The organism is Micromonospora musae (assembly GCF_003626545.1).
In the GTDB taxonomy this organism is placed as follows: Bacteria; Actinomycetota; Actinomycetes; order Mycobacteriales; family Micromonosporaceae; genus Micromonospora; species Micromonospora musae.
This window is the reverse complement of the sequence record NZ_RAZS01000004.1, coordinates 23,446-49,708: the sequence shown is the minus strand read 5'-3', so window position 1 is coordinate 49,708 and position 26,263 is coordinate 23,446. Positions and strand designations below refer to the sequence as shown.

The following is a 26,263-nucleotide window of genomic DNA, read 5'->3' as shown; positions in this document are numbered from 1 at the left end:
TCAGGTCGGCCGGCTGGTCCGGTCTCCGGTGGACGGCCGACCGGGGGTGGGCCGACCCGTCGTGGGACGCGGCGGCCGATCAGAGGGGTAGCTTCATGCCCTCGTGGCTCGGCACGAAGCCGAGGGCCTGGTAGAAGCGGTGCGCGTCCTGGCGGGACTTGTCGGTGGTGAGCTGCACCAGGCCGCAGCCGTGCTCGCGCGCCCGGTCGATCGCAAAGGTCATCATCTGCCGGCCCAGCCCCTGGCCACGCTGGTCCGACCGGACCCGGACCGCCTCGATCAGCGCCCGTTCGGTGCCGTGCCGCCCCAGGCCGGGGATGTAGGTGACCTGGTAGCAGCCGAGCAGCTCGTCGCCGGCCTCGGCGACGATCAACTGGTTGCGCGGGTCGGCCGTGATGTCGGCGAACGCCTTCTCGTACGCGGCGTCGACCACGGTGAAGTCGCGCGCCCTGCCGAGCACGTCGTCGGCGAGCAGGGCGACCACGGCGGGCAGGTCCGCCCGGACCGCCTCCCGGAAGATCACATCAGCCATGCGGCGAGCCTCTCACAGCGATCACGGCTGATCCGCCGGCATGCGTGCGGTCAGCGGGCCGGGCAGCGCAGCCCTTCGCGGGGCACCGTGAGGTCGATCAGGTAGGCGTCCACCGCGTCGGTGACGCAGACGGTCTGCGGGTAGGCGGTGTGCCCCTCACCCTCCCAGGTGAGCACCCGGCCCACCCCGAGCATCGAGGCGAGCGCCCCGGTCTGCTCGTAGGGGGTGGCGGGGTCGCCCGTGGTGCCCACCACCACGATCGGCGGTGCGCCCGCCGCCGCGCCGGTCGGGTACGGGTCCCGCCCGCCCGGCCACTCGGCGCAGGCGAGCAGACCCACCGCCAGCGCCGGACCGAAGAGTGGGTACTGCGCCCGCCACTTCGACTGCAGCTCGCGGATCTGCGTCAGGCTCGGCTTCTCGTCCTCGTCGGCGCAGTTGACCGCCAGGTTGGCGTCGAACAGGTTCGAGTAGTGACCGTCGCTGCCGCGCCCGGCGTACGCGTCGGCGAGGCGGAACACGTCCTTGGGGTCCCCGCCCTCCAACCTGTCGATGGCGCGGGCCAGCTCCTGCCAGCCCGTCTCGGTGTAGAGGGAGGAGATGATCGCGTAGAAGACCCAACCCGCGGTCGCCTCCCGCCCGTCGTCGCCGCGTACCGGGGAGACTCGCGCCTTCTCGATCGCCGAGGTCACGGCGGCCCGGGCGTCCGGGGCGATCGGGCAGCGCCCGGCGTTCGCCGCGCACCAGCGGGTGAAGTTCGTGAACGCCCGCTCGAAGCCCTTCGCCTGGCTCTCCGAGCCGGCCACCAGCCCCTGCCGCGGGTCGACCGCCCCGTCGAGCACGAGCGCCCGAATCCGCTGCGGATAGAGCTGGGCGTACGTGGCGCCGAGCAGCGTGCCGTACGAGTAGCCGAGGTAGGTGAGTTTGTCGTCGCCGACGGCGGCGCGTACCGCGTCCATGTCCCGGGCCGCCTGCTCGGTGCCGTAGAGCGGCAACTGGTCGCCGTACTTCGCGCCGCAGCCCTGACCGATCTTCCGGTTCAACGCCGCGAAGCCGTCGAACGCCTCCTGGCTGCGCGGATCGGGGTCGTAGCCGAAGCTCGCATCCAGGTCGCCGTCGGAGATGCACTCGATGGGGCTGGAGCGCTGCACCCCGCGCGGATCGAACCCGACGATGTCGAAGCGCTCGGTCACCGCCGGGGGGAGCCCGCCGAACGCCGGCCCGAAGGAGAGGAAGACCGCGGTGTCCACCCCGGACCCACCCGGGCCGCCCGGATTGAGCACCAGCGAGCCGATCCGGTCGTGCTGCTTGGTGGAGCGGGCCCGCAGCAGGGCGATCTCGAACGTCTCGCCGGTGCCGGGGCCCGCGGTGGCCCCGGTGCCGGTGCCCCAGTTGCGGGGTACCGCGATCCGCGCGCACTCGTAGCGCATGTCGGGCGCGCCCCGCCCGACCAGGTCGTCGGCGACCTCGGGACAGGCCCGCCAGGTCGGCGCGGTGCCGGGGGAGGCGGCCGGGGCGGCGGGTTCCCCGGCGGATTCGACGCGGGGCGCGAACGTCGGCAACGTGCAGCCGGCGGTGAGCAGCGCGGCAACGGCGAAGCCGGCGAGGAGCAGGCGGACTCGGCGGAGCCGGTCGGTGGTGCGGGACACGAGTGGGCCCTCCGTGGTCGTCTCGCGGCCAGGCTACGCCGGGCCGGCGGGGGCCGGCGTCACGGTGGCCGTCGGGTCGCCGCGCAGCACCTGGTCGACGTCGAACCGGATCGGCCGGTCGAGCTGGTCGTAGCGGCAGGACCGGGGATCGCGGTCGGGCCGCCAGCGGACGAACTGGGCGGTGTGCCGGAACCGGTCGCCCTCCATCGCGTCGTAGCCGACCTCGAGCACCAGCTCCGGCCGCAGCGGCTCCCACTCGAGGTTCTTGGTGCCGGTCCACCGGCTGACCCCGCCCGGGATGCGCTGCCCGCGCTCGTGGTCGCCGTGCACCCAGGGGTGCTCGCCACCGGTGTCCCGGTAGGGGGCCAGCTCGTCGAGCAGCTCCTTGCGGCGGGCCATGCTGAACGACGCGCTGACCCCGACGTGGTGCAGCACCCCGTCGTCGTAGAGGCCGAGCAGCAGCGATCCGACCACCGGGCCGGACTTGTGCCAGCGGAAGCCGGCCACCACCACGTCGGCCGTGCGGGCGTGTTTGACCTTGAACATGAGTCGCTTGCCCGGCTCGTACGGCAGGTCGGCCGGCTTCACGATCAGCCCGTCCAGCCCGGCGCCCTCGAAGACGTCGAACCACTGCTGCGCCGTCTCCGGGTCGGTGGTGACCGGGGTGACGTGCATCGGTGGGCGTACGCCGGCCAGCGCCTCCTCCAGCCGGGCCCGGCGCTGCGGGTAGGGCTGGTCGAGCAGCGCCTCGTCGCCGATGGCCAGCAGGTCGAAGGCGACGAAGTCGGCGGGGGTCGTCTCGGCCAGCAGCTTCACCCGCGACGCGGCCGGGTGGATGCGCTGGCCCAGCAGCTCGAAGTCGAGCCGCGGCTGCCCGCCCGGGCCGTCCCGGCGGATCACGATGAGCTCCCCGTCGACGGCGCAGCGCTCCGGCAACTGCCGCCGGGCCTGCTCGACCACCTCCGGGAAGTAGCGGGTCATCGACTTGCCGCCCCGGCTGGCCAGCTCCACCTCGTCGCCGTCGCGGAAGACGATGCACCGGAAGCCGTCCCACTTCGGCTCGTACGTCATCCCGGGCGCGGTGGGGATCCGCGGGACGCTCTTGGCCAGCATCGGCTCGACCGGTGGGTTGATAGGCAGCTCCACGGCGACCAGTCAACCAGAAGGCACCGACAACCGTGAGGCACATCACCGCCGGGCGGTGCGTGTGGCGTCCCGCGCCGTCCTCCTCGTCACGCCCCGGGCGAATCGCATAACCGCAGGTCAGAGCTAGTTTCGCGAGATGCCGGAGTGGAGCTGCGCCTGCTGCGGGCGGTACCGGGTCAGCGTCGAGCTGGTCCGTGGCCGTTACCGCTACCGGCTGGTGCACCGCTACCCGCGACAGTTCGGCGGCGGCAAGAACGTGCTCGGCGAGGTCGGCTCGGTCACCGAGCTGGAGGAGCTGCTGCGCCGACGTACCTCCCTCACCCTCGCCGACCTGCGCGAGGCCGCCTGAGCCGAGCCGGCGCCGGCCCCGGGGTGTGGCCCGGACGCCTCAGTACCGGGCGAAGGAGCGCAGGGGCGCCCGCGGACCGTACTTCGGCGCCCGGACGCCGGCCGACTCCAGCAGTACGCAGACCCGGCCCCGGTGCCCGCGGAACGGCTCCAGCAGGGCGAGCATCCGGGCGTCGTCGGCTCGGGGTTCGCCGGCGAGGGCCCAGGCCACCGTGTTCGGCACGTGGTAGTCGCCGACGCTCACCGCGTCCGGGTCGCCGAACGCCACCCGGGCCACCTCGGCCGCCGTCCACGGGCCGATCCCGGGAACGGCGGTCAGCAGGCGGGTCGCCTCGGTGGAGTCCGCGCACCGTTCCAGCCGGTCGGCGACGGCGGCCGCGCGGCGCAGCGTCTCGGCCCGGCGCTGCTCGACGCCGAACGGGTGGAAGACCCAGTAGGGGGCGGCGGCGATCGTCGCCGGCTCCGGCGGGAGCAGCAGGGGCACCGGGCCGGGCGCGGGTTCGCGGAAGTGCCGGACCGTCGCGGAGTAGGCCCGGTACGCCTCCTTGCCGGTGACCTTCTGCGCGTAGACCGCCCGGAGCACCTGAGGAAAGACCAGCCCGGTGGTAGGCATCCGCACTCCGCGGTACTCGCGGGCGAGCCGGGCCACCACCGGGTGCGTCGCCGCGAGTTCGGCGAAACCGGTCAGGTCGTCGCGGAGACCGGCGAGGGCGTCCGCCCGCTCCACCACCCACTCGGCGCCCGGCCCGTACCCCTCGGCCGCCAGCTCGCCGGCGACCGGACGGAGGGTGAGCGTGGCCGGGCCGGCCGGCGTGCGGGTGGCCCACCAGAGCGCGCCGTCGACGATCCGGGCGCACGGGTCGTACGGGGTGAAGATCAGCGGGCGTACCGAACCGGCGAGCCGGTACTCCGCCGGTGGGCGTAGCACCCGGCGTGCGCTCGGCTCGGTCCCGGTCATCCCGCCACTGTGCCAGAGCGCGGACCCGTCGCGGTCGCGCGGGCTGCGGGTGTGTCCGGCGTCGCCCTGCGTGACGGTGACCGGTCGCGCCCTCCCCGGCTACGACCGGCCACCGTGACCGTGGGTCAGTACGAGTAGCCGGAGTCGCCGTAGTCCGAGCCGCCGCCGCTGTCCGAGGGCGGCGCGACCGCCTTCGGCGTCCCCTTCGGCAGGCAGCTGAGGTTCTTCTTGCCGTCCGGAGCGACGACGAACCAGGTGCCCCCGACGCCCTGGCCCTTCCACTGGCCGGGCTTCTTGTCGCCGATGTAGCGGTACACCGGCCAGCCGGCCAGGGTGAGCTGCCGGGTGCCGTCCTGCCGGGTGATGGTGCCGACATCGTCCGCCGCGACGCCGCTGAGCTGCGGATCGCCGTCGGTCAGCGCGGGCGGCCACACCTGCGCGCACTTGTCGACGCAGTTCGACGAGGGCGGGTCGGCGCTGTCGTTGTCGAACCGGTAGAGGACCCAGCCCTTCTCGTCGGTGACGACCTTGCCCATCTTCGGCACCGTCTTGCCGACGAGCTTCTCGGTCAGCTTCACGTCGGCCGGTGGGGCGTCGGCCGCGGGGGCCTCGGCCGAGGCGTCGGGCTCGGCCGACACGCTGGGTTCGGCCGCGGCCACCGCGACCGGCTCGGCGGCGGCCGGGTTCGCCGGCTCGTAGCCGGCGGGCGCACAGGCCGTCAGGGCGACCAGCGCGCCTACGGCGGCGACGACGGTCCGCTTGATCTTTGCCACGTGCCCTCCTCGATTCTCGGCAGTTCACCCCTGAGTACGGAGCGCGGGGCGGCAAGGTTGAAGAGTCGGCAGTGGTCAATTTCATAGGGATTCGTTGAACCGTTTTCGCCGCCGATTCGTGTGCCGTGGACTGGCGGTCAGACCGCCGAAAACAGATCGACACCGGCCTTTGTGGAAAGGCCGGTGTCGACGAGCTTCGTGGACGCTAGGGTTCGACCGTGACCAGGGGACTCGCCACACCCTTCGGGTCCACCGACTGCACCTGGATCTGCTTGATCTCGCCCGGTCGGGCGGCGGTCGACGCGCTGAGCCGCAAGTCCTCGGCCCGCTCGTTCGTGCCATATCCGGAGGCGGGGACCGACCAGGTGGAGATCACCTCCGTGGTGGCGTTCTTCCGCACCACCACGAGCCGGCAGACGCGGGGGCCGGGCAGCCGGGTCAGGTTGAAGTTGACCTGTGTGCCGTAGTCCCGTTCGACGAGGAAAATCCTGGCGCCCACACCCGTGGTGGGGTCGGTGGCCTCCACCGGGTCGCCCTCCAGCTCCTCCGGACCGCCGATGCCCCCCAGGTCGGACTTCGTCGGCCTCGGCGCGGGCGGTCCGTCGACGGGCGCGGTGAACGTGGGCTCCGCGACCACGTCGCGGGTGCCCGCGTCCTCCAGGACGGTGTGGAAGCCGACCGCGGTGAGGCCGCCGAGCACCACGACCGCCGCTGCGGTGGCGAGCAGCTGCCGGAACCGGGTCCGCCGCCGGTCGGCGCGGACGGCGCCGAGCGTACGGTCCAGCAGCCGCGGATCCGTCGCCGTCTGCTCCAGCGCGGTCATCGTCTCGCCGTCGATGCCGGAGAGCATCCCCACCACCGGCACCATCGTCTCCAGCTCGGCGGCGCAGGCCCAGCAGGCGGCGAGGTGCTCCTCGAACCGCTCCGTGTCCTGCTCGTCCAGCACGCCGAGCGCGTACGCGGCGACGTCCATGTGGTCAGCTCGGCTCATTCCGTCACCCCCCGTTCCTGCAGAGCCGTGCGCAGCGCGCGCAGCGCGTAGTACACCCGGGACTTGGCGGTGCCGAGCGGAAGCCCCAACTCCTCGGCCGCCTCGGGCACGGTCCGCCCCCGGAAGTACGTGGCGACCAGGATCTCCCGGTGCGACTGGCTCAGCGTACGCAGCGCATCCGCCACCGTCATCGTGCGCAGCACCTGGTCGGTGCTGTCCGCCTCGGCGAACGCCGTGAGGTCCCGGTCGTACGTCTCCGCCGGCCGGGCCTGCACGCTGCGGTGCTCGTCGATGGCGATCCGGCGGGCGACGGTGACCAGCCAGGGCCGCAGCGAGGTCTGCCCCTGCGCGCCCAACCGGTGCGCGTTGCGCCAGGCCCGCAGCAGGGTCTCCTGGACGATGTCCTCCGCGCGCTGCCGGTCCCCGCCGGTGAGCCGCATGACGAAGGCCAGCAGCGGGCCGGCGTGCTCGGCGTAGAGCAGGCGAACCAGCTGGTCGGAGTGGTCGGCCTCGGTGGACGCCGCCTGGTGGCGTCCGGGCGCTGGTCGCGGCGTCACCGGGCCATTGTGGCGAGGGGCCGGGCGGGAGTCGACCCCCCGCTTCGCCGGCCGCGGCTGGGACCGCGCGGACATCCAGTCCGTCCGGACCGCGTCGCCGTGCCAACCGGCCGCCACCGCGTGCATGCAGACCTCCGAGGAGTCCATCGACCACAACGGCCCACCAGGCGGGCCGCCCGGTGATACGAGCCGGCGATGCGAGCGGATCAACGTCGGGCGAAGTATTTTTCCTCGCGGCCGTCCGGTGTGGACCGACTGTCGATCCGGGCCCCCGCAGCGACCGTCGCCCGGTCCGCGCGGTGGCCGTGACGTCCCTGGTCAGTGCGTCGATCGTGTCGGTCGCGGGGGCAGCGCGGCGTCGATCGTGTCGGCCGCTGGTCAGCCGCCGGTGGAGAAGAGCCCCGGCGGCGGCGGGGTCGAGTCCGTCGCGTCGACGTCGTGCACGACCCCCGCCCCGCCGGCGAACCGGTCGAGGTCGTCACCGGCGACGACGCGACCCGGGAACCAGTCGCCGGCCGCCCGCCGGGTCAGCTCCGGCACCGGCGGCTCGGCGCGCCCGGCCATCAGCACCAGATTGCCGTACCGGCGGCCCCGCAGCACCGCGGCGTCGCCGACCAGGGCGGCGTGGGGGAGCACGGTGCGGACCGTGGCGACCTGCCGGCGGGCGTGCCGCAGCGGCGGGCCGTCGGCGAGGTTGGCCAGGTACCAGCCGGCCGGGTCGAGCACCCGGGCCACCTCGGCGGCGTACTCGACCGAGGTCAGGTGCGCCGGGGTGCGAGCGCCGGCGAAGACGTCGGCGACGATCACGTCGTAGCTGCCGTCCCGGCTGCCGGCGAGCACCTCCCGCGCGTCGGCCACCCGCACCTTCAACCGGGGGTCGGCCGGCAGGGGCAGCGCCCGACGAACCAGCTCCACCAGGGCGCCGTCCACCTCGGCGACGCGCTGGGTCGAGCCGGGGCGGGTCGCGGAGACGTACCGGGGCACGCTGAGCGCCCCGCCGCCGAGGTGGAGCACCCGCAGCGGCGCACCGGCGGGCGCGATCAGGTCGATCGCGATGGCCAGGCGGCGGACGTACTCGAACTCCAGGTGAGTGGGGTCGGTCAGGTCGACGTGCGACTGCGGAGCCCCGTCCAGCAGCAGGGTCCACGAGCCAGCACGGTCCCGGTCCGGGACCAGCTCCGCCCGGCCGGTCGCCACCTGCTCGATCATCCGGCCGTCGGCCCGCTTCCGCCCCATCCGACCAGTATCCCCGCCGCCTGCGTGCCCGCACTCCCCGCCGCCCGCCACCGTTCGCGGGGCTGCGCTCGTCGGCGGGCGGGCTGGTCGCCGGCTTCCTCGACGCGGCGCTACGCGCCACGCCGGCGGCGGGCGAGCGGCGGGGTCAGCGCGGGTCAGCGGCGGGTCGGCGGCGAGCCGGCGACGGGTCAGCGGCGGGTGGTGCCGGTGCGGGCCGCCGCGGTGAGCGCCCGATGCAGCAGCCGCGAGTCGCCGAGCAGCGCGCGCAGCCGACGCTCCAGGCCCGCGATCGGGATCAGGTTCTGCGGGGCCCGCGGATCCTTGTACGGGGTCGAGGCGAACCGGGGAAGCGTGACCAGGGAGAGGTCGGCGAGCTCGACCGCCTCGGAGATCTCCAGGTCGGGCGAGCACTCGACGCGGACGATCCCCGCCCACGGCGCGCCGGCCAGCACGGGCAGCCGTAGGTACCAGGACCAGCCACCCCAGGCGGTGCCGACGCGGAACACCGGCGACCGCTGCCCGGAGGCCAGCCCCGTCACCACCGCGGTCAGCCGGGCATCCAGGTACTGGCTGTGCTGCGTCTTGATGTAGCCGAGGGTGCGGGGCAGGTTACGGCGACTGCGCAACGGGCCGTCGACCACCAGCAGATCCCCGTCGGTGCGGGCCGCGTCGGAGACCGCCACCTCCAGCGCGGTCAGCGGCGCCTGCACCGCGGTCGGCAGCTTGGCCAGCTCCCCGGTGCCGCTGACCCGGTGCACCGGATAACGGATCGAGCCGGCCACCACCTCCTGCGCCGACGGGCTCGCCGTGAACAGTCCACGGCCGACCCGGGCGCCGGCCAGCTGCGCCGCTCCCCGCTCCAGGTCGCAGCGGACCACGCCGGCCGCGTACGACGCCGCCACCCCAGGGAAGGAACCGCCGTCCTCCTCGGCCGTCCAGATGCTGGCGTCGATCCGGCGTACCCCGTCGACGAGCAGCACCACGTTGGGCGCGCGCACCCCGGGGCGCACGTCGATCGCCCGCCAGTCCACCGCCGGCAGCTCGGCGTCCGTCTCGACCTGGGCGCTGCTCGGTGCGGCCGGGCCCGTCGCCGCGGCCTCGAACGAGGCGCCGTACGACGGATCCCACCCGTCGACGTAGAACCGGGCACCCGGGGTCGTCACCGGCCGGTCCGTTCCACCCGGGCGGAGCGGGCATCCTTGCGGACCTCGAACCGGACCGGAATCCGCTCGGCCAGCGCCGGCACGTGAGTGACCACCCCGACCATCCGGTCACCCCGGGCGGCCAGATTTTCCAGGGTGGCGGCGACCGTGTCGAGGGTCGCGGCGTCCAGGGTGCCGAAGCCCTCGTCCAGCACGATCGACTCCAGGCTCGCGGCGGTGGTGGAGAGGCCGGCGAGCTGCTCGGAGAGGGCGAGCGCCAGTGCCAGGGAGGTCTGGAACGTCTCGCCGCCGGAGAGGGTGCGTACGCCCCGGCGCAGCCCGGCGTCGTAGTGGTCGACGACGAAGAACTCGCCCTTGTCGTGGACCAGGTCGTACTGCCCGCCGGAGAGCTCCCGCAGGATCCGCGACGCGCCGTCGACCAGCAGGTCCAGCGCCTCGGCCAGCAGCCACCGCTCGAAGTTGTTGGCCCGCAGGTGCCCCGCCAGGGCCCGCGCCACCTGTGCCCGGCGCTCGTGCCCGGACCGCTGCTCGTGAAGCTCGGCGGCCTGCTCGCGGCGCTCCAGCAGCCGACGTCGCTCCGCCTCGGCCCGCTCCACGGCGACCGTGGCGGCGTGCACCGGATCATCCGCGGCGGGCAGCCCGCCGTCGGCGAGGATCCCGGCGATGCGTCGGGTCACCGTGGTGGCCGCCGCCTCCGCCTCGGTGACCGCCGCCTCGCGCCCCGCCCGCTCCGCCTCGCGGCGCCGGGTCTCGGTGCCGGCCCAGTCGGTCAACGACGCCCACGCCCCGGCCACGTCGTCCCGGTCGGCGGCCGGCGGGCCGAAACGGGCCAGCCCGTCCCGTGTGCCGTCGAAGCCACGCCAGGCGGCCCGCAGCCGCTCCTCGGCGGAGTCCACAGTGGCGCGGGCCCGGCGAGCCGCCTCCCGGCCGGCGCGGACCGCCCCGGCCGCCTCGTCCAGCGCCCGTCGCAGCCGGGCGTGCTCGGCCAGCTGCTCCCGCAGCGCCTCCGCCGTGGCGGCCCCGGCGAGCTGACCGTCCAGCTCGGCGAGCCGGGCCGCCAGGTGCTCCTGCCGGGCCCGAGCCTGCACCAGCACGCGATCCAGCTCGCGCGCGGCCGTGTCGCGCTCCTGCACGACTTGCTTGGCCGCCTCGCTCGCCGACCGGGCGGCCTTGCCCGCCTCCACCGCGCGGGCCACCGCGGAACCCGCGGGCACCGTCGGCACACCGTCGACCACCTGCGCGCAGACCGGGCAGGCGGCCCCGTCGACCAGGTGCGCCCGCAGCGCCATCGCCTGGTCGGTCGCCTTCGCCTCCTCGTGGGCCAGGAACGCCGCGGCCAGCTCCTCCTCCGCCCGCTGGGCGGCCGCCCGGGCCTCGGCCAGCGCCCGCGTCGCCGCGCCGTGTTCGGCGTCGGCCGCCACCAGTGCCGCGCGTACCGTCTCGGCCTGATCGGTCAGCTTCTCCCGCTCCGCGTACGCGGTCAGCCGCAGCCGCAGCGCGCTCTCGTCGCCGGCGGCGGCCAGCTCCCCGCGGAGCTTCTCCTCGCGCTCCTCGGCGAGCAACACCGCGCCGGCGGCGGCCTCGGCGTCGGCGCGCGCAGCCGTCACCGCCCGGGCCACCTCGGCCACCCCGTCCGGTGCCTGGACCGCGCCGAGCACGGCCAGCTCCCCGTCGAGCGCGTCGAGGGCCGCCGTCGCCTCCCGCGCCGACGTCCGGGCCGCTTCCAACTCCGGTACGGCGGCGCCCACCGCCTCGGCCAGCTCGCGCATCCGGTCGACCTGGGTGGTGGCCCGGTCGAGTGTGTCGTCGTCCACGTCGGTGAGCCCGGCCAGCAGCTGGTCCACCGCCTCCAGCTTCGCCTCGGCCTGGGCGGCCCGGGCGGTGGCCCGTTTCTGCACCTCCTCGTAGACGCCGAGGTCGAGCAGGTTCACCAGGATCTGCTGGCGGGTGGCCGGCCGGGCGTGCAGGAAGTCCGCGAACTGCCCCTGCGGCAGCACCACGCAGCTGGTGAACTGCTCGTACGGCAGCCCGACCGCCTCCAGCACCGCCTCGTCCATCTCGGCCGGTGTGCCGGCCACGACCTCGCCCAGATCCTCCGGGGCGAGCCCGGTGTCCAGCTTCGTCACGTCGAACCCGGACGGCATCAGCTGCAGCCCGGCGTTCGCCGTCTTCACATTGCCCCGGCTGTCCCGCCGGACCACCCGGGTGGCCACGTAACGGGCCCCGGCGGACTCGAAGACCAGGCGGACGCGGGCCTCGGTCGCCGACGGGGCGAGCGCGTTGGTGAGGCCACGGGTGCCACCCCAGCGCGGCACCGTGCCGTAGAGCGCGAAGCAGATCGCGTCCAGCACCGTCGACTTGCCGGAGCCGGTCGGGCCGACGAGCGCGAAGAAGTCCGCGTCGGTGAAGTCGACGGTGGTCTCGTCCCGGAAGACGGTGAAGCCCGCCATGTCCAGCCGGATCGGTCGCATCAGTGGTCGACCTCCTCGATCAGCTCGTCGAAGAGCTCCTGCACGCCGTCGTCGGCGTGCCCGCGGCTGGTCAGGTAGTCGCCGAAGAGCTCGCGCGGGGAGCGCCCGGACCGTTGGGCGATCCGGGCGCCGCTGCCCGGCGCCGGCACCAGCTCGGGGTCGATCCGGATCTCCAGCGCCTGCGGCAGCAGCTCCTGCACCTCCTCGCGCAGACCGGCCCGGGGCTGCTCGCGTACGAACACCCGCAGCCAGGCGTCCGGCTGCTCCAACTCGGCGAGCTGGGCGAGGGTGCCCCGTACGGTGCGCAGCGCCGCCGCCGCGGTGACCGGCACCTCGCGTACGCGGGCGGCCGTGTCGGCGCTGACCTCGACGATCGTCACGGAGGGGACGTTCTCCTGTTCGCCGAAGTCCACCGCCAGCGGGCTGCCGCAGTAGCGCACCGGGCACGGCGCGTCGACCCGCTGGGCCCGGTGCAGGTGACCCAGCGCGACGTAGTGCGCGGTCGCCGGGAAGACCGTCGCGGGGACCGCGTAGCCGAGCACGGTGTGCGCGTCGCGCTCGCCACCCCCGGCGGCGGCACCGGTGACCGTCAGGTGCGCGGTGACCAGGTGCACCCGGCCCGGCTCGGTGAAGCTCTCGGTGAGCCGGCCGAGCACTCGCCGCAGGTGGTCGGCGTACGTCTGGTTCGCCTCGGCGGCGGTGAGCTCGTACATCTCGACGGCGCGGACCGCGTAGCGCTGCGAGAGGAACGGCAGCGCGGCCAGCCGCCAGCGCTCCCCGCCGGCGGTGGTGCCGTCGATGACGTGCTCGTCGGGGTTCTCCCGGACGCTGCCGCGCAGTGTGATGCCGGCGGCCTCGGCCCACGGGCGCAGCGCGTCGAGCGCGGCGCCGTTGTCGTGGTTGCCGCCGACGGCGACGACGTCCGCGCCGGTGCGGCGCAGCGCGGTCAACGCCCGGGTCACCAGGCGGGTGGCCTCCGGGGTCGGCGCCGCGGTGTCGTAGAGGTCGCCGGCGACGATGACGAGGTCGGGCTGCTCGGCGCGGGCGATGTCGATGACGCCCGCGAGCACCGCCTTGTGCTCGTCGGACCGCGACCGCCCCTTGAGCACCTTGCCGACGTGCCAGTCCGAGGTGTGCAGGATCTTCACCGCTCGCTCCTCGCGCTCACGTTCGGCCCCCTAGAACGGGATGTCGTCGTCGGTGCCGCCGGCCGAACCCACCACGGCGAACGGGTCCGCCGTCTGGGTGATCGAGCGCAGCGTCTGCGACGGCGGGCGACCCGCCTCGCTGACCCGGGTCGCCCAGGCCGGGAAGGGGAACTCCAGGCAGAGCGGCACCGGGATGTCCGGCTGGTTGACGAACATGGTGCCGGGCTTGGCGAGCAGCGCGCGCTGCCGCTGCGCCGGGGGGAGGAAACCGTACTCGGGGCGGGAGGCCTCGGCCGGATCCAGCCGGCCGACCACCCGGATCGCCGAGTTGGTGACGATCCGCCGCTCCACCTCGCTCGCCGTCTGCTGCGCGCCGACCAGGACCACGCCGAGCGATCGGCCCCGCTCGGCGATGTCGAGCAGCACCTCCTTGATCGGTGACGAGCCCTCCCGGGGGGCGTACTTGTTCAGCTCGTCGAGCACCACGAAGAGCAACGGCTTGGCGGTGCCGGCCTTCTCCTTGCGCTCGAACTCGCTCCTGAGCGTGACGCCGACGACGAAGCGTTGCGCCCGATCGGGCAGGTTGTGCAGGTCGACGACGGTGACCTGGGCGCTCTCCGCGGTGTTGATGCTGTGCGGGCGGCGGGTGGCGAGGTCGCCCCGGATCAGCCGGCCGAGGTCCTTCTTGCTGCCGATCAGGCGGCGCGCGAAGGCGTTCACGGTGCCCAGGCCGACGGCGCTGCCGGCCCACTCCGACCGGGTCTCGTCGTCGTTGAGCTGCTCGACGATGTGGTCGACCAGCTCGGCGTAGCCGCCGAGGCGGACCCCGTCGATGCTCACCCCGCCGTCGGCGGGCTGGGCGTAGCGGGCCAGGTGGGCGGTGACCGAGTGGACCACCATCGTGTACTGCTGGCGTTCGTCGTCGGCGTCGGCGAAGACGTACGGCAGGAGCCGGTCGGCGCAGAACTCGGCCAGCGTCCAGTAGAAGCTGTCGACCCCGGTGAGCCGGCTGCTCACGTCCGGTGTGCCGGAGGAGTCGCCGACCCGGGGTGGGGCGTAGACGCGCACGTCGGGGAAGGCGCCGGCGTCGAGGCCGAGCTTCGCGTAGCCCGCCCGGGTGGCGTCGTCCAGCCGGGCGTTGGGGTGGTCGAGGAAGAGCAGGTCCTCGCCCTTGACGTTGAAGATGAGCGCCTTGGCGTTGACCGCGTCGCCGCCCAGCACCCCGGAGCGGAAGACCGAGTAGAGCAGGAAGGTGGCGAAGCTCGTCTTGGTGGCCACGCCGGAGATGCCGGAGATGGAGACGTGCGCGCCGCGGGTGCCGTCGAGGAAGTCGGCGTTGAGATAGACGGGCACGCCGTCGCGGCCCATCCCCATCGGGATGCGCCGCTCCATCCGGTCGAAGTGCAGCGCCCGGGCCCGGGCGTCGCCCTCGGCCCGGTGCACCACCGCGCCCGGGGTCGGTGGCACGTAGAACTCCGGATCGACCCGGGTGGTGGTCACCTCGGCGGCCTCCTGCACCTGCGCGGGGAGGGTGCCGTCGGCGATGGCGAAGACGTCGGAGTCGAACTGGGCGCCCTCGTGGCGGGCGCGCACCTGGGTGACCACGCCGGCGATGGTCACCGGCTCGCGGTCGGGCAGCTCCCGCCGGGTCACCACCACGTCGTCGAGCTGGAGGTAGCTGCCGGGGGAGACGGCCGCCCAGAACTGCAGCGGGGTGGCGTCGGCGGTGCCGAGCACCCGCCCGACCCCCTCGACCGGGGCGTCGAACCCGTCATCGGTCATCGGGCAACTCCGGTGGGTCGGTCATCGCGGTCGGCGCACACGTGGTGCATCCTGCCCGAGGAGTACGACAGGTTGCCACGCGACGCGGCGGACGCCACGCCGGTCCGTGCCCCACCTTTCGGAGCGTCACCCCGGAACCACCATCCGTACCCGCCCGGGCCCCCGGCCCCCACCCGACGATCATGAGGTTGACGGGGACTTCGCGACCCGGAGGCCCCGTCAACCTCATGATCACCGTCAACCGGGGGGACGGGGTGAGGGTCAGGTGCGGGCGTAGCGGAGCAGGAGGGTGCCGTCCTCGGTGACGAGGGTGTGGCGCAGCGGCAGCCGCCGGGGCGGGCTGGGCGGGCCGGCGCTGATCCGGCCCGGCCCCCCGCCGGCCAGCAGCGGCGAGACCGTGAGGCAGAGCTCGTCGACCAGGTCGGCGGCGGTCAGCGCACCGAAGAGGTGCGGGCCGCCCTCGCAGAGCAGCTGGTCGAGTCCGCGTCGGCGCAGCTCGGCGAGGCCCGCGGCGAGGTCCACCCGGTCGGTGCCGCAGCGCACCAGGTCGGCCACCTCGGTCAGCCCCGGTGGGGGCGTGGCCTCGGCGTGGGTGAGCACCAGCGGTCGTACCGGCGCGTCGGCGAACGCGGCCTGCGCCGGGTCGAGCTTGAGCGAGCCGGAGACGACCACCAGCCTCGGGTGCTCGGGCAGGCCGTGCTCCCGTCGCCAGGCGCGGCGATGCTCGGCCAGGCGCAGCGCCCGGTAGCCCTCGTGCCGCAGCGTGCCGGCGGCCACCAGCAGCCCGTCGCAGAGCATCCGGAGCAGGCCGAAGACCCGTTTGTCCGGCTCGCCGGAGAGGCCGGCCGAGTAACCGTCGACGCTCACCGCGCCGTCGAGGCTCGAGACGAAGTTCACCCGCAGGTGTGGCCGGTCGGCGCGGCCGTAGAGCGCAGTCAGCGTGGCGTCGTCGAGGGCCTGCGCCGGCGGTACCGGCCAGATTCGACCGATCGGGATCCCGACGCTCATTCGCTGGCCGGACCGCTGACCGGAGGGGTCGGTCGGGGGGTACGGTGCTGGCAGTCGCACCAGTTCCGCCCCGGACAGTCGTCGTGCCGTCTCGCTCGGCACGCTCGGCAGATCATGCTCGCAGCCTATGCCGAGGAGGAGGGGACAGCATGTCGCGGCAGATCTTCCAGCTGAGGATTTCTCTGGCCGGGGTCCGTCCGCCGGTCTGGCGCCGGGTGCTCGTGCCGGCCGGCTACACCCTCGACCGGCTGCACCGGGTGGTGCAGCACTCGATGGGTTGGCGTGACTGTCGGCTGCACTCGTTCGAGATCGACGGCCTCCAGTACGGCGAGCCCGACCCGGACGGCGAGCTGGCGCTCAGCGACGAGCTGGACGTGCGGCTGGACGAGGTGCTCGGCAAGGGCAGCCGGTTCCAGTACACCTACGACTTCGGCGACTGGTGGGAGCACGATCTCGTCGTCGAGGACGCGCTGACGGCCGACCCGGAGGAGCGCTACCCGGCCTGCGTCGACGGGGAGCGGGCGTGCCCACCGGAGGGGGTCGGCGGGGTCGCCGGCTACCACCTGCTGCTCGTGGCGCTCGCCGATCCGGCGCACCCCGAGCACCTGTCGATGCGGGAGTGGGCGGGGGAGGCGTTCGACCCGCTGGCCTTCGACGCCGGCCGGGCCGGCACCCTGCTGCGTCGCTTCTGCTGAACGCCGATTCGCCCGAGGGGCCTGGCGCCGGTGTGCCGGATCTCGCCCGTCGGTGGGCGTGCGATGGCGAGGCGAGCGCGCGGTAACGTTTGTTGGAACGCTCCCAAACGAACATTGACAGGCGAGGGGTGTGTCGGCACGCTCGCTGGGAGCGCTCCACTAGGGTGGCCCGGTCCTCTCGTGACCGTCGTCGGTGGTGACACCGGCGCGACGCCGGGGACGGTGTTCCGCAGTCCGCGCACCCAGCTCCACCACCGAAAGAGGGGTCACGATGAGCCTCACCACGCGCCGCGCCCGGTTGACGGCGGCCGTCCTGGCCGCGATCACCGCGCTCGGCGGCCTCGTGGCGTGCGGCGGGGACGCCGCCGCCGGCAAGCCCGCCAAGCTGGTCGTGGAGACCTTCGGTGAGTTCGGGTACGACGAGATCGTCAAGCAGTACGAGAAGGACACCGGCATCAAGGTCGAGCTGCGCAAGGCCGCCCAGCTCAACGACTACCGGCCGAAGCTCGTACAGGCGATCGCCACCGGCACGGGCGCGGGGGACGTCGTCGCGCTGGAGGAGGGCATCCTCAGCGAGTTCAAGGTCAACCCGGACAACTTCGTCGACCTCCGGCCGCTGGTCGCCGACCACACCAACGACTACCTGGCCTGGAAGTACGAGCTGGGCCGGGCGCCGAACGGCCGCCTGATGGGCCTGCCGACCGACGTGGGCAGCCTCGCGGTCTGCTACCGCCGGGACCTCTTCGCGGCGGCCGGGCTGCCGACCAGGCGGGACAAGGTGGCGGCGCTCTGGCGCGACTGGGACGGCTTCATCGAGGCCGGCGAGAAGTACCGCGAGGCGACCGGCAAGGGGATGCTCGATTCGATCACCACCGCGGCGAGCGCGGTGATGTTCCAGAAGGGCGGAGACCTCTTCTACGACGACGGCGACAACATCGTCGCCGACACCAGCGCGTCAGTGAAGGCCGCCTGGAACACCGCGATCGCCATGGCGGACGCGAGGATCAGCGCCGCGGCGGCCACGTGGTCCCCGGAGTGGTCCGCCGGCTTCAAGACCGGCACCTTCGCGGCGACGCTCTGCCCCTCCTGGATGCTCGGCGTGGTGGCGGAGAACTCCGGACCGAAGAACGCGGGCAAGTGGGACGTGGCCCCGGTGCCCGGCGGCGCCGGCAACTGGGGCGGCTCCTGGCTGGGCGTACCGACGCAGAGCAAGTACCCGAGCGAGGCCGCGAAGCTCGCCGAGTACCTGACCAACGCCCAGAGCCAGATCGCGGCCTTCAAACTGAAGGGCCCCCTGCCCACCAATCTGGACGCGCTGCAGAAGCCGGAGTTCACCGGCTACACCAACAAGTACTTCAACAACGCGCCGACCGGCAAGATCTTCGGTGAGAGCGTCCGGCGGATCAAGCCGCTGCACCTCGGCCCGAAGCACCAGGCCGTCAAGGAGAACGCCCTCGAACCGGCGTTGCGCGCCTACGAGAGCGGTGAGCTCGGCAAGCAGGCGGCCTGGAAGCAGTTCGTGAACGAGGCCAGGATGGAGGGCTCCTTCCGGGGTTGGTGACGCTCTCCGCCGGCTACCGACAGCGGCCGGGCCGACACCGTGTTCATCCGGCGCGTCGATCTGGCCGCACAATAGGCGAGGGCCAGCCACCAACGGGCGGTCCGGTGTCCACCCCACCCCGGGTGGACACCCGTCACCTCGTACGCCGGAGGAGCAGAGGATGACAACGCAGCGCACCCGGTCCCTCGGACGTCCGACCCTGGACGCGGTCGCCGCCCGCGCCGGCGTCGGCCGCGGGACGGTCTCCCGCGTGGTCAACGGCTCGCCCCAGGTCAGTCCGGGGGCGCGGGCTGCCGTGCAGCAGGCCATCGCCGAGCTGGGGTACGTGCCGAACCGTGCCGCCCGGGCGCTGGTCACCCGGCGTACGGACTCCGTGGCGCTGGTCGTCTCCGAGTCCGGCGAGCGCATCTTCACCGAGCCGTTCTTCGCGGCGATCGTCCGTGGCATCAGCTCCGCGCTGCTCCAGACGCCGATGCAGCTCTGGCTGGCCATGGCGCAGTCGCCGGTCGAGCGGGAGCGGGTCGAGCACCACCTCACCAGCCAGCACGTCGACGGTGTACTGCTGCTCTCCCTGCACGACGCGGACCCGCTGCCCGGCCTGCTGGAGGAGCGGGGCCTGCCCAGCGTGCTCGGCGGCCGGCCGGCCCAGATGCTGCGGCCGGGAGCGCGGCCGGCCTGGTTCGTCGACGTGGACAACGTGGGCGGCGCGCGGCAGGCCGTGCGGTACCTGTCCGGCCGGGGCCGGCGGCGCATCGCCACCATCGCCGGCCCGCAGGACATGGGCGCCGGCCTGGCCCGCCTGACCGGCTACACCGAGGCGGTCACCGCCGCTCTCGGCGGCGTCGACGCCGACCTCGTCGCGTACGGCGACTTCAGCGAGGAGAGCGGGGCGGCCTGCATGCGCCGGCTGCTGGAGGTCCGGCCGGACCTCGACGCGGTCTTCGTCGCCTCCGACCTGATGGCGTTCGGCGCGCTGCGCGCGCTGCGCGAGGCGGGCCGTCGGGTGCCGGACGACGTGGCGGTCGTCGGCTTCGACGACGCCCCGATCGCCCGGCAGGCCGACCCGCCGTTGACCACGGTCTTCCAGCCGGTGGAGGAGATGGGGCGGCAGATGGCCCGGCTGCTGGTCTCCCGCATCCGCGGCGACGAGATCAGCACCCCGGCCATCCTGCTCGACACCGAGCTGGTGGAACGCGCCTCCGCCTGACCCCGGAGGCTCAGGCGGGGGTGGCGGACCAGCGGCGGAGTTCGCGCCTGGCCAGCGAGGCGCGGTGCACCTCGTCGGGGCCGTCGGCGAGGCGCAGGGTGCGGGTGCCGGCCCAGAGCGCGGCCAGCGGGGTGTCCTGGCTGACGCCGGCGCCCCCGTACGCCTGGATCGCCTTGTCGATCACCCACTCGGCCATCGCCGGCGTGGCGATCTTGATGGCCTGGATCTCGGTGTGCGCGCCCTTGTTGCCGACGGTGTCCATCAGCCACGCGGTCTTCAACACGAGCAGGCGGGCCTGCTCGATGCGGACCCGGGACTCGGCGATCCACTCCCGCACCACGCCCTGCTCGGCGAGGGGCCGACCGAACGCGACCCGCTCGCTGACCCGCCGGCAGAGCAGTTCGAGGGCCCGCTCCGCCATGCCGATCAGCCGCATGCAGTGGTGGATCCGCCCCGGGCCGAGCCGGGCCTGGGCGATGGCGAAGCCGCCGCCCTCCGCGCCGACCAGGTTCGCCACCGGCACCCGTACGTCGGTGAACTCGATCTCGGCGTGCCCGCCGTGCGCCGCGTCGCTGTAGCCGAAGACCGTCATGCCCCGCCGGACGGAGACGCCCGGGGTGTCCCGCGGCACCAGCACCATGCTCTGCTGGCGGTGCCGGTCGGCTCCCGGGTCGGTCTTGCCCATCACGATGAAGATCTCGCAGCGCGGGTCCATCGCCCCGGACGACCACCACTTGCGGCCGTTGACCACGTAGTGGTCCCCGTCGCGGACGATCCGGGTGGCGATGTTGGTGGCGTCGGACGAGGCGACCTCCGGCTCGGTCATGCAGAACGCCGAGCGGATCTCCCCCGCCAGCAGCGGACCGAGCCACCGCTCCTGCTGGTGCTCGGAGCCGAACTCGGCCAGCAGCTCCATGTTGCCGGTGTCGGGGGCGGCGCAGTTGAGCGCCTCGGGAGCCAGCTGCGGGCTGCGGCCGGTCAGCTCGGCCAGCGGAGCGTACTGGAGGTTGGTCAGCCCGGCGCCGTAACGCCGGTCGGGCAGGAAGAGGTTCCACAGCCCGCGCTTGCGCGCCTCGGCCTTCAGCTCCGCCATCACCGGCGGACGTGCCCACGGGTCGCCCGCCTCGGCCACCTGCGCGGCGTGCACCGCCTCGGCCGGGTACACGTGCTGCTCGAGAAACGCGGTCAGCTCGACCCGCAGCTCTTCGGTGCGGCTGTCGTACGCGAAATCCATCAGCGCTCCCCGGCGGCGGTCAACCCGTACGCGATCAGCGGCGCCACCATCTCGCCGATCCGGTCGAATCCCTCGCCGAGCGTCTGCCCGAGCGTGTGCCGGTAGTGGATCCCCTCGCAGATCACCGCGAGCTTGAAGCAGCCCAGCGCGACGTGCCAGTGCAGCGGACCGACGTCGACCCCGCTGCGGTCCGCGTACCGGGCGATGAGTTCGGCGCCGGTGGGGAAACCGGCCCGGGGCCCGAGCCCGTCGGCGACCGGGTTGCCCTCGGCCGTCTCACTGCCACCGAGCACGTCCCAGTACGTCAGCAGCAGGCCCAGGTCGGCGAGCGGGTCGCCGAGGGTGGCCATCTCCCAGTCGAGCACCGCGCGGACCGCCACCGGGTCGACGGTGGCGAGGAGATTGTCCAGCCGGTAGTCGCCGTGCACGATTCGTCCGGCGTTGGCGCCGGCGGGCACCGTCGCCGCCAGCCGGTCGCGCAGCTCGTCGATCCCGGGCAGCGGCCGGCTGCGGGAACGCTCCAGCTGCCCGGCCCAGCGGCGTACCTGCCGTTCCAGGTAGCCCTCGGGCCGGCCGAAGTCGGCCAGGCCGACCGCCGCCGGCTCGACCCGGTGCAGCGCGGCGAGGGTGTCCATCATGGCCATGGCGAGGTCGTGGCGGACCCGCGTGCCGAGCGGGTCGGTCTGCGCCCGGGTCCGGAGGACCTCACCGGTGACCCGCTCCATCAGGTAGAACGGCGCGCCGATCACCTCCGGGTCGGCGCAGAGCAGCAGCGCGCCCGGCACCGGCACCTCCGTCGGCGCCAGCGCGGAGATCACCCGGAACTCCCGGGTCATGTCGTGTGCGGTGGCCAGCACGTGCCCGAGCGGCGGGCGGCGCAGCACCAGCTCGTGGTCGCCGACGTGCAGCAGGTAGGTGAGGTTCGACTTCCCGCCGGCGATCAGCCGGGCACGCAGCGGCCCGACGGCGAGGTCGGGGCGGTGCCGGGCCAGGTGGTCGGCGAGCCGATCGAGGTCGAGCCCGGCGGGCGCGGGGCCGGTGCCGGTCGGATCGGTCATCCGATTAGTTGATGGCAGCCCACTCACGTTGTCAAGGTCGGGTTTTGCGTCGGGGACATGCCGCGGCAACAGGGACGAAATGGGCAACGCGCAGGCTGGGGACCAGCCTGCCGGCCGTTTAACGCCGGCCCGCCGAGCGGAGGGACGCGCATGTTGCTGCGAGTACGGGTCACCCTGCCGGACCGTCCCGGCACCCTCGGCCAGGTCGCCCGCACCCTGGGCGTCTCCGGTGCGGACATCGTCCAGGTGATGGTGCTCGAACGGTTCGGTGGGCGGGCCGTCGACGACTTCACCGTCGTCTGGCCGGGCGCGCCCCGCGTCGAGCGGCTGCTGGCCGGGCTGGCCGCGATTCCCGGCGTACGGGTGGACGGGGTGTGGCGGGCGATCGGTACGCCCACCACGACCGGCCAGGACGCCGAGCTGCTGGCCCAGGTCGCCGCGAACCCGGCCGACGGTCTCGCCACCCTGGTCGACGCGGCGCCCGGTCTGCTCGCCGCCGACTGGGCGGTGGCCGTGATGGTGCCGCTGGACTGGGCGTCCCGCTCGGGAGGCGGCGCGGCCGCGGTGGCGCAGGCGAGTTGGCGGGCCCCCGCACCACCGGCCCTGCCGGAGGTGACCCCGTTGCGGGCCCGCGCGGTCTCCACACCCGAGGGCACCCACCATGCGGTCGCGCCGTTCGGTCGGGCCGGTCTGGTGCTGGTGGTGGCGCGTCAGCACGCCTCGCCGTTCACCGCCGCCGCGTTCCACGCCACCGAGGTCGACCGGCTGGCGCAGCTGGTACGCGCCGGCGCCGTGATCCTCGGCGACCGGCTCGACCTGGTCGGCCCGCCCGCGGTGACCGCCTGAGCCGCCGCCGGCCGCGCTTGCTCGTCGCCCGGAGCGACCGCCGCACCGGGCCGCTCCGCGCCGCCGACTGTTGGCTTCCGGAGGCTTTGGAGCTGAATCGTCAGCGACATCAGGCGCCGGCGCGAAGGCCGCGAGACCCTGATGCGTTCGCGACATCAGCTCCAAAGGGCACCAGTTGTAGGTCCCCGCCGGCTCTGAAGGGCACCAGTGGTAGGTCCCCGACGACCCGTGGCCGAGCCGGCGCGTGGCGCACGTCACCCCAGGTCGCCGACACGTCATGGCGGAGCAATCGGCCGGCAACAGGCGCCGGTGAGGGTGGTACCCGGGGAAGGGAGCCAACCATGACGTTGTGGCGGATCCGAGCCACCGTGGACGACCGGCCGGGTTACCTGTCGGTCCTCACGGCGAGCCTCGCCCTGCGCGGGGTCAACATCCTCGCCGTGCAGGTGCACACCACCGAGCGGGGCGCGGTCGACGACTTCCTCGTCGACGCGCCGGACGCGCTCGGCGAGGCCGATCTGATCGCGGCCGTCGAGCGTGGCCGGGGGCGGGACTGCTGGGTGGCGCGCAGCGAGGTGCGCGGCCTGGCCGACCAGCCCACCCGAGTGCTCGCGCTGGCCAACCGGCTGGTCCGTGACCCGGACGCGACCGGTGAGGCGCTGCGCGCGCTGTTCACCGCGGACACCGTGACGTGGCGGCCGGAGCCGGCGGGCGCCGACGCCGGCATCGCGGGCGGCACGATGCTGATCGCCGACCCGGGAGGCGGCTCCTACACGCTGGGCCGGGCGGTGCCGGAGTTCACGCCCGCCGAGTACGCCCGTGCCCAGGCGCTGGTCGAGCTGGCGGCCACCGTCGCGCGCCGGGCCGCCGAACAGGTCACCCTGGTGCTGCCCGACGGTGCCGAGGTGTCCGTACGACCGTCGGTCGCCGACGACCTGCCCGGCGTACGCGAGCTGCACCTCGCCTGCTCGCCGCGCAGCCGGCACCGGCGTTACCCGGGCGGCGGGTCGGTGCCCGCGCCGGAGCGGATGCGTCGGCTGCTGGCGCCGGCCCGGGGAATGACCCTGGTCGCGGTGACCAGCGACGGGGCGGCGGAGCCGGTGGTCGCCATGGCGAACCTGCTCGGCGAGGGGGACGAGGCCGAGGCGACCCTGCTGGTACGCGACGACTGGCAGCGCCGCGGGCTGGGTTCGGCGCTGCTGCGCCGCCTGGTGCACCACGCCGACCGGGCCGGGTACGCCGCGCTGGTGCTGCACGTACCAGCCGAGAACGGCCCGATGCTGCGCACCGTGCGACGGCTGGGGCGGTCCACCCGGATCGAGACCGACGGCGGCATGCGCACCTTCACCGTGGCGCTCAGCACGTCCGCGGCGGTGCGGTGAGGCAGGGGCCCGCGGCCGACGGGCCCCTGCCACCGGCCGGTCAGGTGGTGGGGTACCGGCTGTAGTCCGGGAAGTTGCCGTAGAGCCGCTCGTCGCCGCCCTGCGTCACCGCCTGCACGAGCAGGTCACCGCCGACGAACGCCCCCTTCCAGGACGCGCCCCGGCCGCCGAACGGCTCCTCCCGGTCGCCACGCGAGCGCGGCTTGTTGATGCCCACCTTGAACGCCTGGAGGTCGACCGCGAGCTTGCCGGCCAGATCCTCGTCGTCGCAGGCGAGCGAGGCGACCAGCGCGCCGTTCGACGCGTTCATCTGGGCCAGCAGCTCGTCGGTGGTGTCGACCACGACGATCGTGTCGACCGGCCCGAACGGCTCGGCGTGCATGAGCCGGGACCGGCCGGGCGGGGCCAGCAGCACCGCCGGCGCGACGTACGCCGAGGTGTCCTGCCCGGCCAGGAACGGCGCGCCGGCCAGCTTGCCCCGGTGCAGCGGAACCGCCCCGCCGCGTACCGCCTCGTCCACCTTGCGGCGCAGCTCGTCGGCCTTGGCCGCGCTGATCAACGGACCGAAGTCCAGTTCGGGCAGCGGGTCGCCGGCCCGCCACTCCTGCTCGACCGCGAGCGGATGCCCGAATCGGATCGAGCGGACGACCGGCAGGTACATGTCGAGGAACTCGTCGACCAGGTCCCGCTGCACCACGAAGCGGGGGTACGCGGTGCAGCGCTGCTTGCCGTACTCGAAGCCCTTGCGCAGGTGCGCGGCGAGCAGATCCCACTGGGAGAAGTTCCAGATCCCCCAGGCGTTCAGCCCCTCCTGCTCGATGAAGTGGCGCTTGTCGGAATCGAGCAGCGCGGCGGCCACCTTCCCGCCGTTGGAGCGCCCACCCACGAAGGCGACCGCGCCGATCTCCGGCGCGCGGACCAGCACCTCGGAGAGCTCCTCGCCGCCGCCGGAGAGCAGCGTCGCGGGCAGCCCGGCCCGCCGCATCAGCGCGTGCGCCACGGTCAGGCAGACGGCGCCGCCCTGCGACGGCGTCTTGGCGATGACCGCGTTGCCGGCCAGCAGCTGCACGAGCTCGGCGTGCACGAGCACGCTCATCGGGTAGTTCCAGGAGGCGATGTTGCTGACCGGGCCGGGCAGCGGCTCCCGGCCGTCGGCCAGCATTCGGTCGATCTCACCGACGTACCAGCGGACGCCGTCCAGCGCCCGGTCGACGTCGGCGCACGCGAGCCGCCACGGCTTGCCGATCTCCCAGACCAGCAGCAGGGCCAGCAGGTCCCGGTGCGCGGTGAGGGCCTCCACGGCCTCGCCGACCCGGGCCTTCCGCTCGGCCAGCGGGGTCTCCGCCCAGGCGCGGTGCGCGGCGGCCGCGTGGGCGACGGCCGCCCGGGCGGCGTCCGCGTCCAACCGGAGCAGGTTGACCAGGACGGTGTTGTCCACCGGGGTACGGACGGGGCTGGGCGCGCCGACCGCACGCCAGTCACCCTCGATGAGGTTGTGCACGGCGGGCACAGCGTCGACCTCGGCGCTGAACGCCTCCGGGGTGGCGGCCACCGCACGGGCCAGCGCATCCGGCCACCCGGTGCCCTCGGCGAGTCGTAGAGCCATCGCGTCCTCCTCAGGATTCTCCAGGGGAGCGGCGGCGTCGATGGCACCGCTGGTGTCGCGTACTGTCGCGCGTTCCGTGTCGGGCCAGCAACCGTACGCTCGTATGTCAGGACGCCCGTCCCGTCCCCCGCACGTCACCAGCGGGCGAGGAACGCGCGTCACCAGCCGAAGCGGAGACGGCTCTCAGCCGACCAGTTCGTCGGCGAGCAGATCCATCAGCAGGCCGTCGCGCCAACGCCCGTCCTCACCGCGCTCGTAGCGGCGCAGCAGACCGACCGGGCGGAAGCCGACCTTGGCGTAGCTGCGGATCGCCTGGGTGTTCGCGGCGGCCGGATCGATGGTGAACCGGTGGTGGCCGTACGCCTCGACGAGGTGGCGCACCAGCGTGCGGATCGCGTCCGGGCCGAGGCCGAGCCCGTGCACCTCCGGGTCGAGGAAGATGTCGAGGCTCGCGTGCCGGTAGTCCGGGTCCTGTTCGGCGTACCACTGGACGGCGCCGACCAACCGGTCGTCGTACTGGACGGTGTAGACGGTCGTCGTCTCGTCGGCGAGGTCGGCGCGGACGGCGGTGGCCACGTCGTCGCCGCCGCGCCACCAGCGTCGGACCTCCGCAGTGGCCCGGATCTTCGCGAGCGCCGACACGTCCGCGTCCGTGGCCGGTCGCAGCGTCACCACCCGTCCCCGCAGCTCCGGCATCGGACTCCGCCCCCGATCTCGTCGCGCTCGACGTGGGTCGCCCGTACCCTACAAGGCTTCCGCCCGAAGCACCGCCTGCTTCGGGGCGTGACCTGACCGCAGGCGGGCCGAGTGGATCCGTGGGGCGGGATCCGGCGGGTGGTAACTTCGCCCGGCGGAGCGGTCGGCAGCGACCGCGGACGAGGTGGTTCGGGGGCGTCGTGGAGAGTGCGCCGTGAG

The 26,263-nt window shown here is 74.0% G+C and carries 23 protein-coding genes; 6 read left to right on the top strand and 17 right to left on the bottom strand.

The window, feature by feature from the left end:
• Positions 1-79 precede the first annotated feature (79 nt).
• Genes D7147_RS12070 through D7147_RS12060 form a run of 3 tightly spaced genes read right to left on the bottom strand, consistent with a single transcriptional unit; the run spans position 80 to position 3,324 of the window.
• The gene (locus D7147_RS12070; protein WP_120676879.1) at positions 80-532 is read right to left on the bottom strand and encodes a GNAT family N-acetyltransferase; all 453 of its coding nucleotides are present in this window, start codon (positions 530-532) and stop codon (positions 80-82) included.
• Positions 533-582: 50 nt separating this feature from the next.
• On the bottom strand, positions 583-2,178 hold the full coding sequence (locus D7147_RS12065; protein ID WP_120676878.1) for an alpha/beta hydrolase: 1,596 nt from the start codon (positions 2,176-2,178) through the stop codon (positions 583-585).
• A 33-nt stretch (positions 2,179-2,211) separates the two neighbouring features.
• On the bottom strand, positions 2,212-3,324 hold the full coding sequence (locus D7147_RS12060; RefSeq protein ID WP_120676877.1) for an ATP-dependent DNA ligase: 1,113 nt from the start codon (positions 3,322-3,324) through the stop codon (positions 2,212-2,214).
• A gap of 136 nt (positions 3,325-3,460) precedes the next feature.
• On the opposite strand from D7147_RS12060, the gene D7147_RS12055 reads away from it, so the two are divergent.
• Complete coding sequence (locus D7147_RS12055) at positions 3,461-3,673, top strand: hypothetical protein (RefSeq protein WP_120676876.1); 213 nt, start codon at positions 3,461-3,463, stop codon at positions 3,671-3,673.
• A 39-nt stretch (positions 3,674-3,712) separates the two neighbouring features.
• Here the strand turns inward: D7147_RS12055 and D7147_RS12050 are convergent, their stop codons facing one another.
• The 10 genes from D7147_RS12050 to D7147_RS12005 all read right to left on the bottom strand — a co-directional run bounded on the left by D7147_RS12050 (position 3,713) and on the right by D7147_RS12005 (position 15,759).
• A complete protein-coding gene (locus D7147_RS12050) occupies positions 3,713-4,630 on the bottom strand; it encodes a DNA-3-methyladenine glycosylase family protein (RefSeq protein WP_120676875.1) in 918 nt (305 codons plus the stop codon).
• Positions 4,631-4,755: 125 nt separating this feature from the next.
• Positions 4,756-5,403: a COG4315 family predicted lipoprotein gene (locus D7147_RS12045; protein ID WP_120676874.1), complete on the bottom strand. Its 648-nt coding sequence runs from the start codon at positions 5,401-5,403 to the stop codon at positions 4,756-4,758.
• A gap of 205 nt (positions 5,404-5,608) precedes the next feature.
• Complete coding sequence (locus D7147_RS12040) at positions 5,609-6,394, bottom strand: anti-sigma factor family protein (protein ID WP_120676873.1); 786 nt, start codon at positions 6,392-6,394, stop codon at positions 5,609-5,611.
• On the bottom strand, positions 6,391-7,077 hold the full coding sequence (locus D7147_RS12035) for a sigma-70 family RNA polymerase sigma factor (protein ID WP_120677781.1): 687 nt from the start codon (positions 7,075-7,077) through the stop codon (positions 6,391-6,393). Before D7147_RS12035 ends, D7147_RS12040 begins: the two co-directional genes overlap by 4 nt.
• A gap of 252 nt (positions 7,078-7,329) precedes the next feature.
• Complete coding sequence (locus D7147_RS12030) at positions 7,330-8,187, bottom strand: spermidine synthase (RefSeq protein WP_120676872.1); 858 nt, start codon at positions 8,185-8,187, stop codon at positions 7,330-7,332.
• 188 nt (positions 8,188-8,375) lie between these two features.
• Entirely contained in the window at positions 8,376-9,350 is a 975-nt protein-coding gene (locus tag D7147_RS12025) for a hypothetical protein (RefSeq protein ID WP_120676871.1), read from the bottom strand.
• Complete coding sequence (locus tag D7147_RS12020) at positions 9,347-11,821, bottom strand: AAA family ATPase (RefSeq protein WP_120676870.1); 2,475 nt, start codon at positions 11,819-11,821, stop codon at positions 9,347-9,349. The genes D7147_RS12025 and D7147_RS12020 overlap by 4 nt, the downstream gene beginning before the upstream one ends.
• A complete protein-coding gene (locus D7147_RS12015; RefSeq protein ID WP_120676869.1) occupies positions 11,821-12,969 on the bottom strand; it encodes an exonuclease SbcCD subunit D in 1,149 nt (382 codons plus the stop codon). The genes D7147_RS12020 and D7147_RS12015 overlap by 1 nt, the downstream gene beginning before the upstream one ends.
• 30 nt (positions 12,970-12,999) lie before the next feature.
• A complete protein-coding gene (locus tag D7147_RS12010) occupies positions 13,000-14,751 on the bottom strand; it encodes an ATP-binding protein (protein ID WP_120676867.1) in 1,752 nt (583 codons plus the stop codon).
• Between the two features lie 261 nt (positions 14,752-15,012).
• Complete coding sequence (locus D7147_RS12005) at positions 15,013-15,759, bottom strand: pyrimidine reductase family protein (protein ID WP_120676865.1); 747 nt, start codon at positions 15,757-15,759, stop codon at positions 15,013-15,015.
• Positions 15,760-15,908: 149 nt separating this feature from the next.
• Here D7147_RS12005 and D7147_RS12000 point away from each other — a divergent pair, with 149 nt between their 5' ends.
• The 3 genes from D7147_RS12000 (at position 15,909) to D7147_RS11990 (ending at position 19,222) form a co-directional block, all read left to right on the top strand.
• Positions 15,909-16,454, top strand: coding sequence for a plasmid pRiA4b ORF-3 family protein (locus tag D7147_RS12000; protein ID WP_120676863.1), 546 nt, complete (start codon positions 15,909-15,911; stop codon positions 16,452-16,454).
• Between the two features lie 271 nt (positions 16,455-16,725).
• A complete protein-coding gene (locus D7147_RS11995) occupies positions 16,726-18,015 on the top strand; it encodes a sugar ABC transporter substrate-binding protein (RefSeq protein WP_120676861.1) in 1,290 nt (429 codons plus the stop codon).
• 160 nt (positions 18,016-18,175) lie between these two features.
• Complete coding sequence (locus D7147_RS11990; RefSeq protein WP_120676859.1) at positions 18,176-19,222, top strand: LacI family DNA-binding transcriptional regulator; 1,047 nt, start codon at positions 18,176-18,178, stop codon at positions 19,220-19,222.
• A 10-nt stretch (positions 19,223-19,232) separates the two neighbouring features.
• Here the strand turns inward: D7147_RS11990 and D7147_RS11985 are convergent, their stop codons facing one another.
• Both D7147_RS11985 and D7147_RS11980 read right to left on the bottom strand, forming a co-directional pair.
• Positions 19,233-20,456: an acyl-CoA dehydrogenase family protein gene (locus D7147_RS11985; RefSeq protein ID WP_120676857.1), complete on the bottom strand. Its 1,224-nt coding sequence runs from the start codon at positions 20,454-20,456 to the stop codon at positions 19,233-19,235.
• A complete protein-coding gene (locus tag D7147_RS11980; protein ID WP_120676855.1) occupies positions 20,456-21,514 on the bottom strand; it encodes a phosphotransferase family protein in 1,059 nt (352 codons plus the stop codon). Before D7147_RS11980 ends, D7147_RS11985 begins: the two co-directional genes overlap by 1 nt.
• Positions 21,515-21,664: 150 nt before the next feature.
• Here D7147_RS11980 and D7147_RS11975 point away from each other — a divergent pair, with 150 nt between their 5' ends.
• Together D7147_RS11975 and D7147_RS11970 are read left to right on the top strand one after the other, a co-directional pair.
• Positions 21,665-22,360, top strand: a complete 696-nt coding sequence (locus D7147_RS11975; RefSeq protein WP_120676853.1) for an ACT domain-containing protein — start codon at positions 21,665-21,667, stop codon at positions 22,358-22,360.
• 341 nt (positions 22,361-22,701) lie between these two features.
• Positions 22,702-23,742 carry a GNAT family N-acetyltransferase gene (locus tag D7147_RS11970; protein ID WP_120676851.1) on the top strand — a complete coding sequence of 347 codons (1,041 nt, stop codon included), beginning with the start codon at positions 22,702-22,704 and terminating at the stop codon, positions 23,740-23,742.
• A 40-nt stretch (positions 23,743-23,782) separates the two neighbouring features.
• Here the strand turns inward: D7147_RS11970 and D7147_RS11965 are convergent, their stop codons facing one another.
• On the bottom strand, positions 23,783-25,348 hold the full coding sequence (locus tag D7147_RS11965; protein WP_120676849.1) for an aldehyde dehydrogenase family protein: 1,566 nt from the start codon (positions 25,346-25,348) through the stop codon (positions 23,783-23,785).
• A gap of 183 nt (positions 25,349-25,531) precedes the next feature.
• Positions 25,532-26,044 carry a GNAT family N-acetyltransferase gene (locus D7147_RS11960; RefSeq protein ID WP_120676847.1) on the bottom strand — a complete coding sequence of 171 codons (513 nt, stop codon included), beginning with the start codon at positions 26,042-26,044 and terminating at the stop codon, positions 25,532-25,534.
• Between the last annotated feature and the right edge of the window lie 219 nt (positions 26,045-26,263).

Bases quoted from the DNA above. Each gene is read 5' to 3' on its own strand.
- D7147_RS11975 (WP_120676853.1), top strand. From the start codon at position 21,665: ATGTTGCTGCGAGTACGGGTCACCCTGCCGGACCGTCCCGGCACCCTC.
- D7147_RS12020 (WP_120676870.1), bottom strand. From the start codon at position 11,821: ATGCGACCGATCCGGCTGGACATGGCGGGCTTCACCGTCTTCCGGGAC.
- D7147_RS12040 (WP_120676873.1), bottom strand. From the start codon at position 6,394: ATGAGCCGAGCTGACCACATGGACGTCGCCGCGTACGCGCTCGGCGTG.
- D7147_RS12005 (WP_120676865.1), bottom strand. From the start codon at position 15,759: ATGAGCGTCGGGATCCCGATCGGTCGAATCTGGCCGGTACCGCCGGCG.
- D7147_RS11980 (WP_120676855.1), bottom strand. From the start codon at position 21,514: ATGACCGATCCGACCGGCACCGGCCCCGCGCCCGCCGGGCTCGACCTC.
- D7147_RS11960 (WP_120676847.1), bottom strand. From the start codon at position 26,044: ATGCCGGAGCTGCGGGGACGGGTGGTGACGCTGCGACCGGCCACGGAC.
- D7147_RS11965 (WP_120676849.1), bottom strand. From the start codon at position 25,348: ATGGCTCTACGACTCGCCGAGGGCACCGGGTGGCCGGATGCGCTGGCC.
- D7147_RS11985 (WP_120676857.1), bottom strand. From the start codon at position 20,456: ATGGATTTCGCGTACGACAGCCGCACCGAAGAGCTGCGGGTCGAGCTG.
- D7147_RS11970 (WP_120676851.1), top strand. From the start codon at position 22,702: ATGACGTTGTGGCGGATCCGAGCCACCGTGGACGACCGGCCGGGTTAC.
- D7147_RS12050 (WP_120676875.1), bottom strand. From the start codon at position 4,630: ATGACCGGGACCGAGCCGAGCGCACGCCGGGTGCTACGCCCACCGGCG.
- D7147_RS12030 (WP_120676872.1), bottom strand. From the start codon at position 8,187: ATGGGGCGGAAGCGGGCCGACGGCCGGATGATCGAGCAGGTGGCGACC.
- D7147_RS12055 (WP_120676876.1), top strand. From the start codon at position 3,461: ATGCCGGAGTGGAGCTGCGCCTGCTGCGGGCGGTACCGGGTCAGCGTC.
- D7147_RS12035 (WP_120677781.1), bottom strand. From the start codon at position 7,077: ATGCACGCGGTGGCGGCCGGTTGGCACGGCGACGCGGTCCGGACGGAC.
- D7147_RS12070 (WP_120676879.1), bottom strand. From the start codon at position 532: ATGGCTGATGTGATCTTCCGGGAGGCGGTCCGGGCGGACCTGCCCGCC.
- D7147_RS11990 (WP_120676859.1), top strand. From the start codon at position 18,176: ATGACAACGCAGCGCACCCGGTCCCTCGGACGTCCGACCCTGGACGCG.
- D7147_RS12000 (WP_120676863.1), top strand. From the start codon at position 15,909: ATGTCGCGGCAGATCTTCCAGCTGAGGATTTCTCTGGCCGGGGTCCGT.
- D7147_RS12010 (WP_120676867.1), bottom strand. From the start codon at position 14,751: ATGACCGATGACGGGTTCGACGCCCCGGTCGAGGGGGTCGGGCGGGTG.
- D7147_RS11995 (WP_120676861.1), top strand. From the start codon at position 16,726: ATGAGCCTCACCACGCGCCGCGCCCGGTTGACGGCGGCCGTCCTGGCC.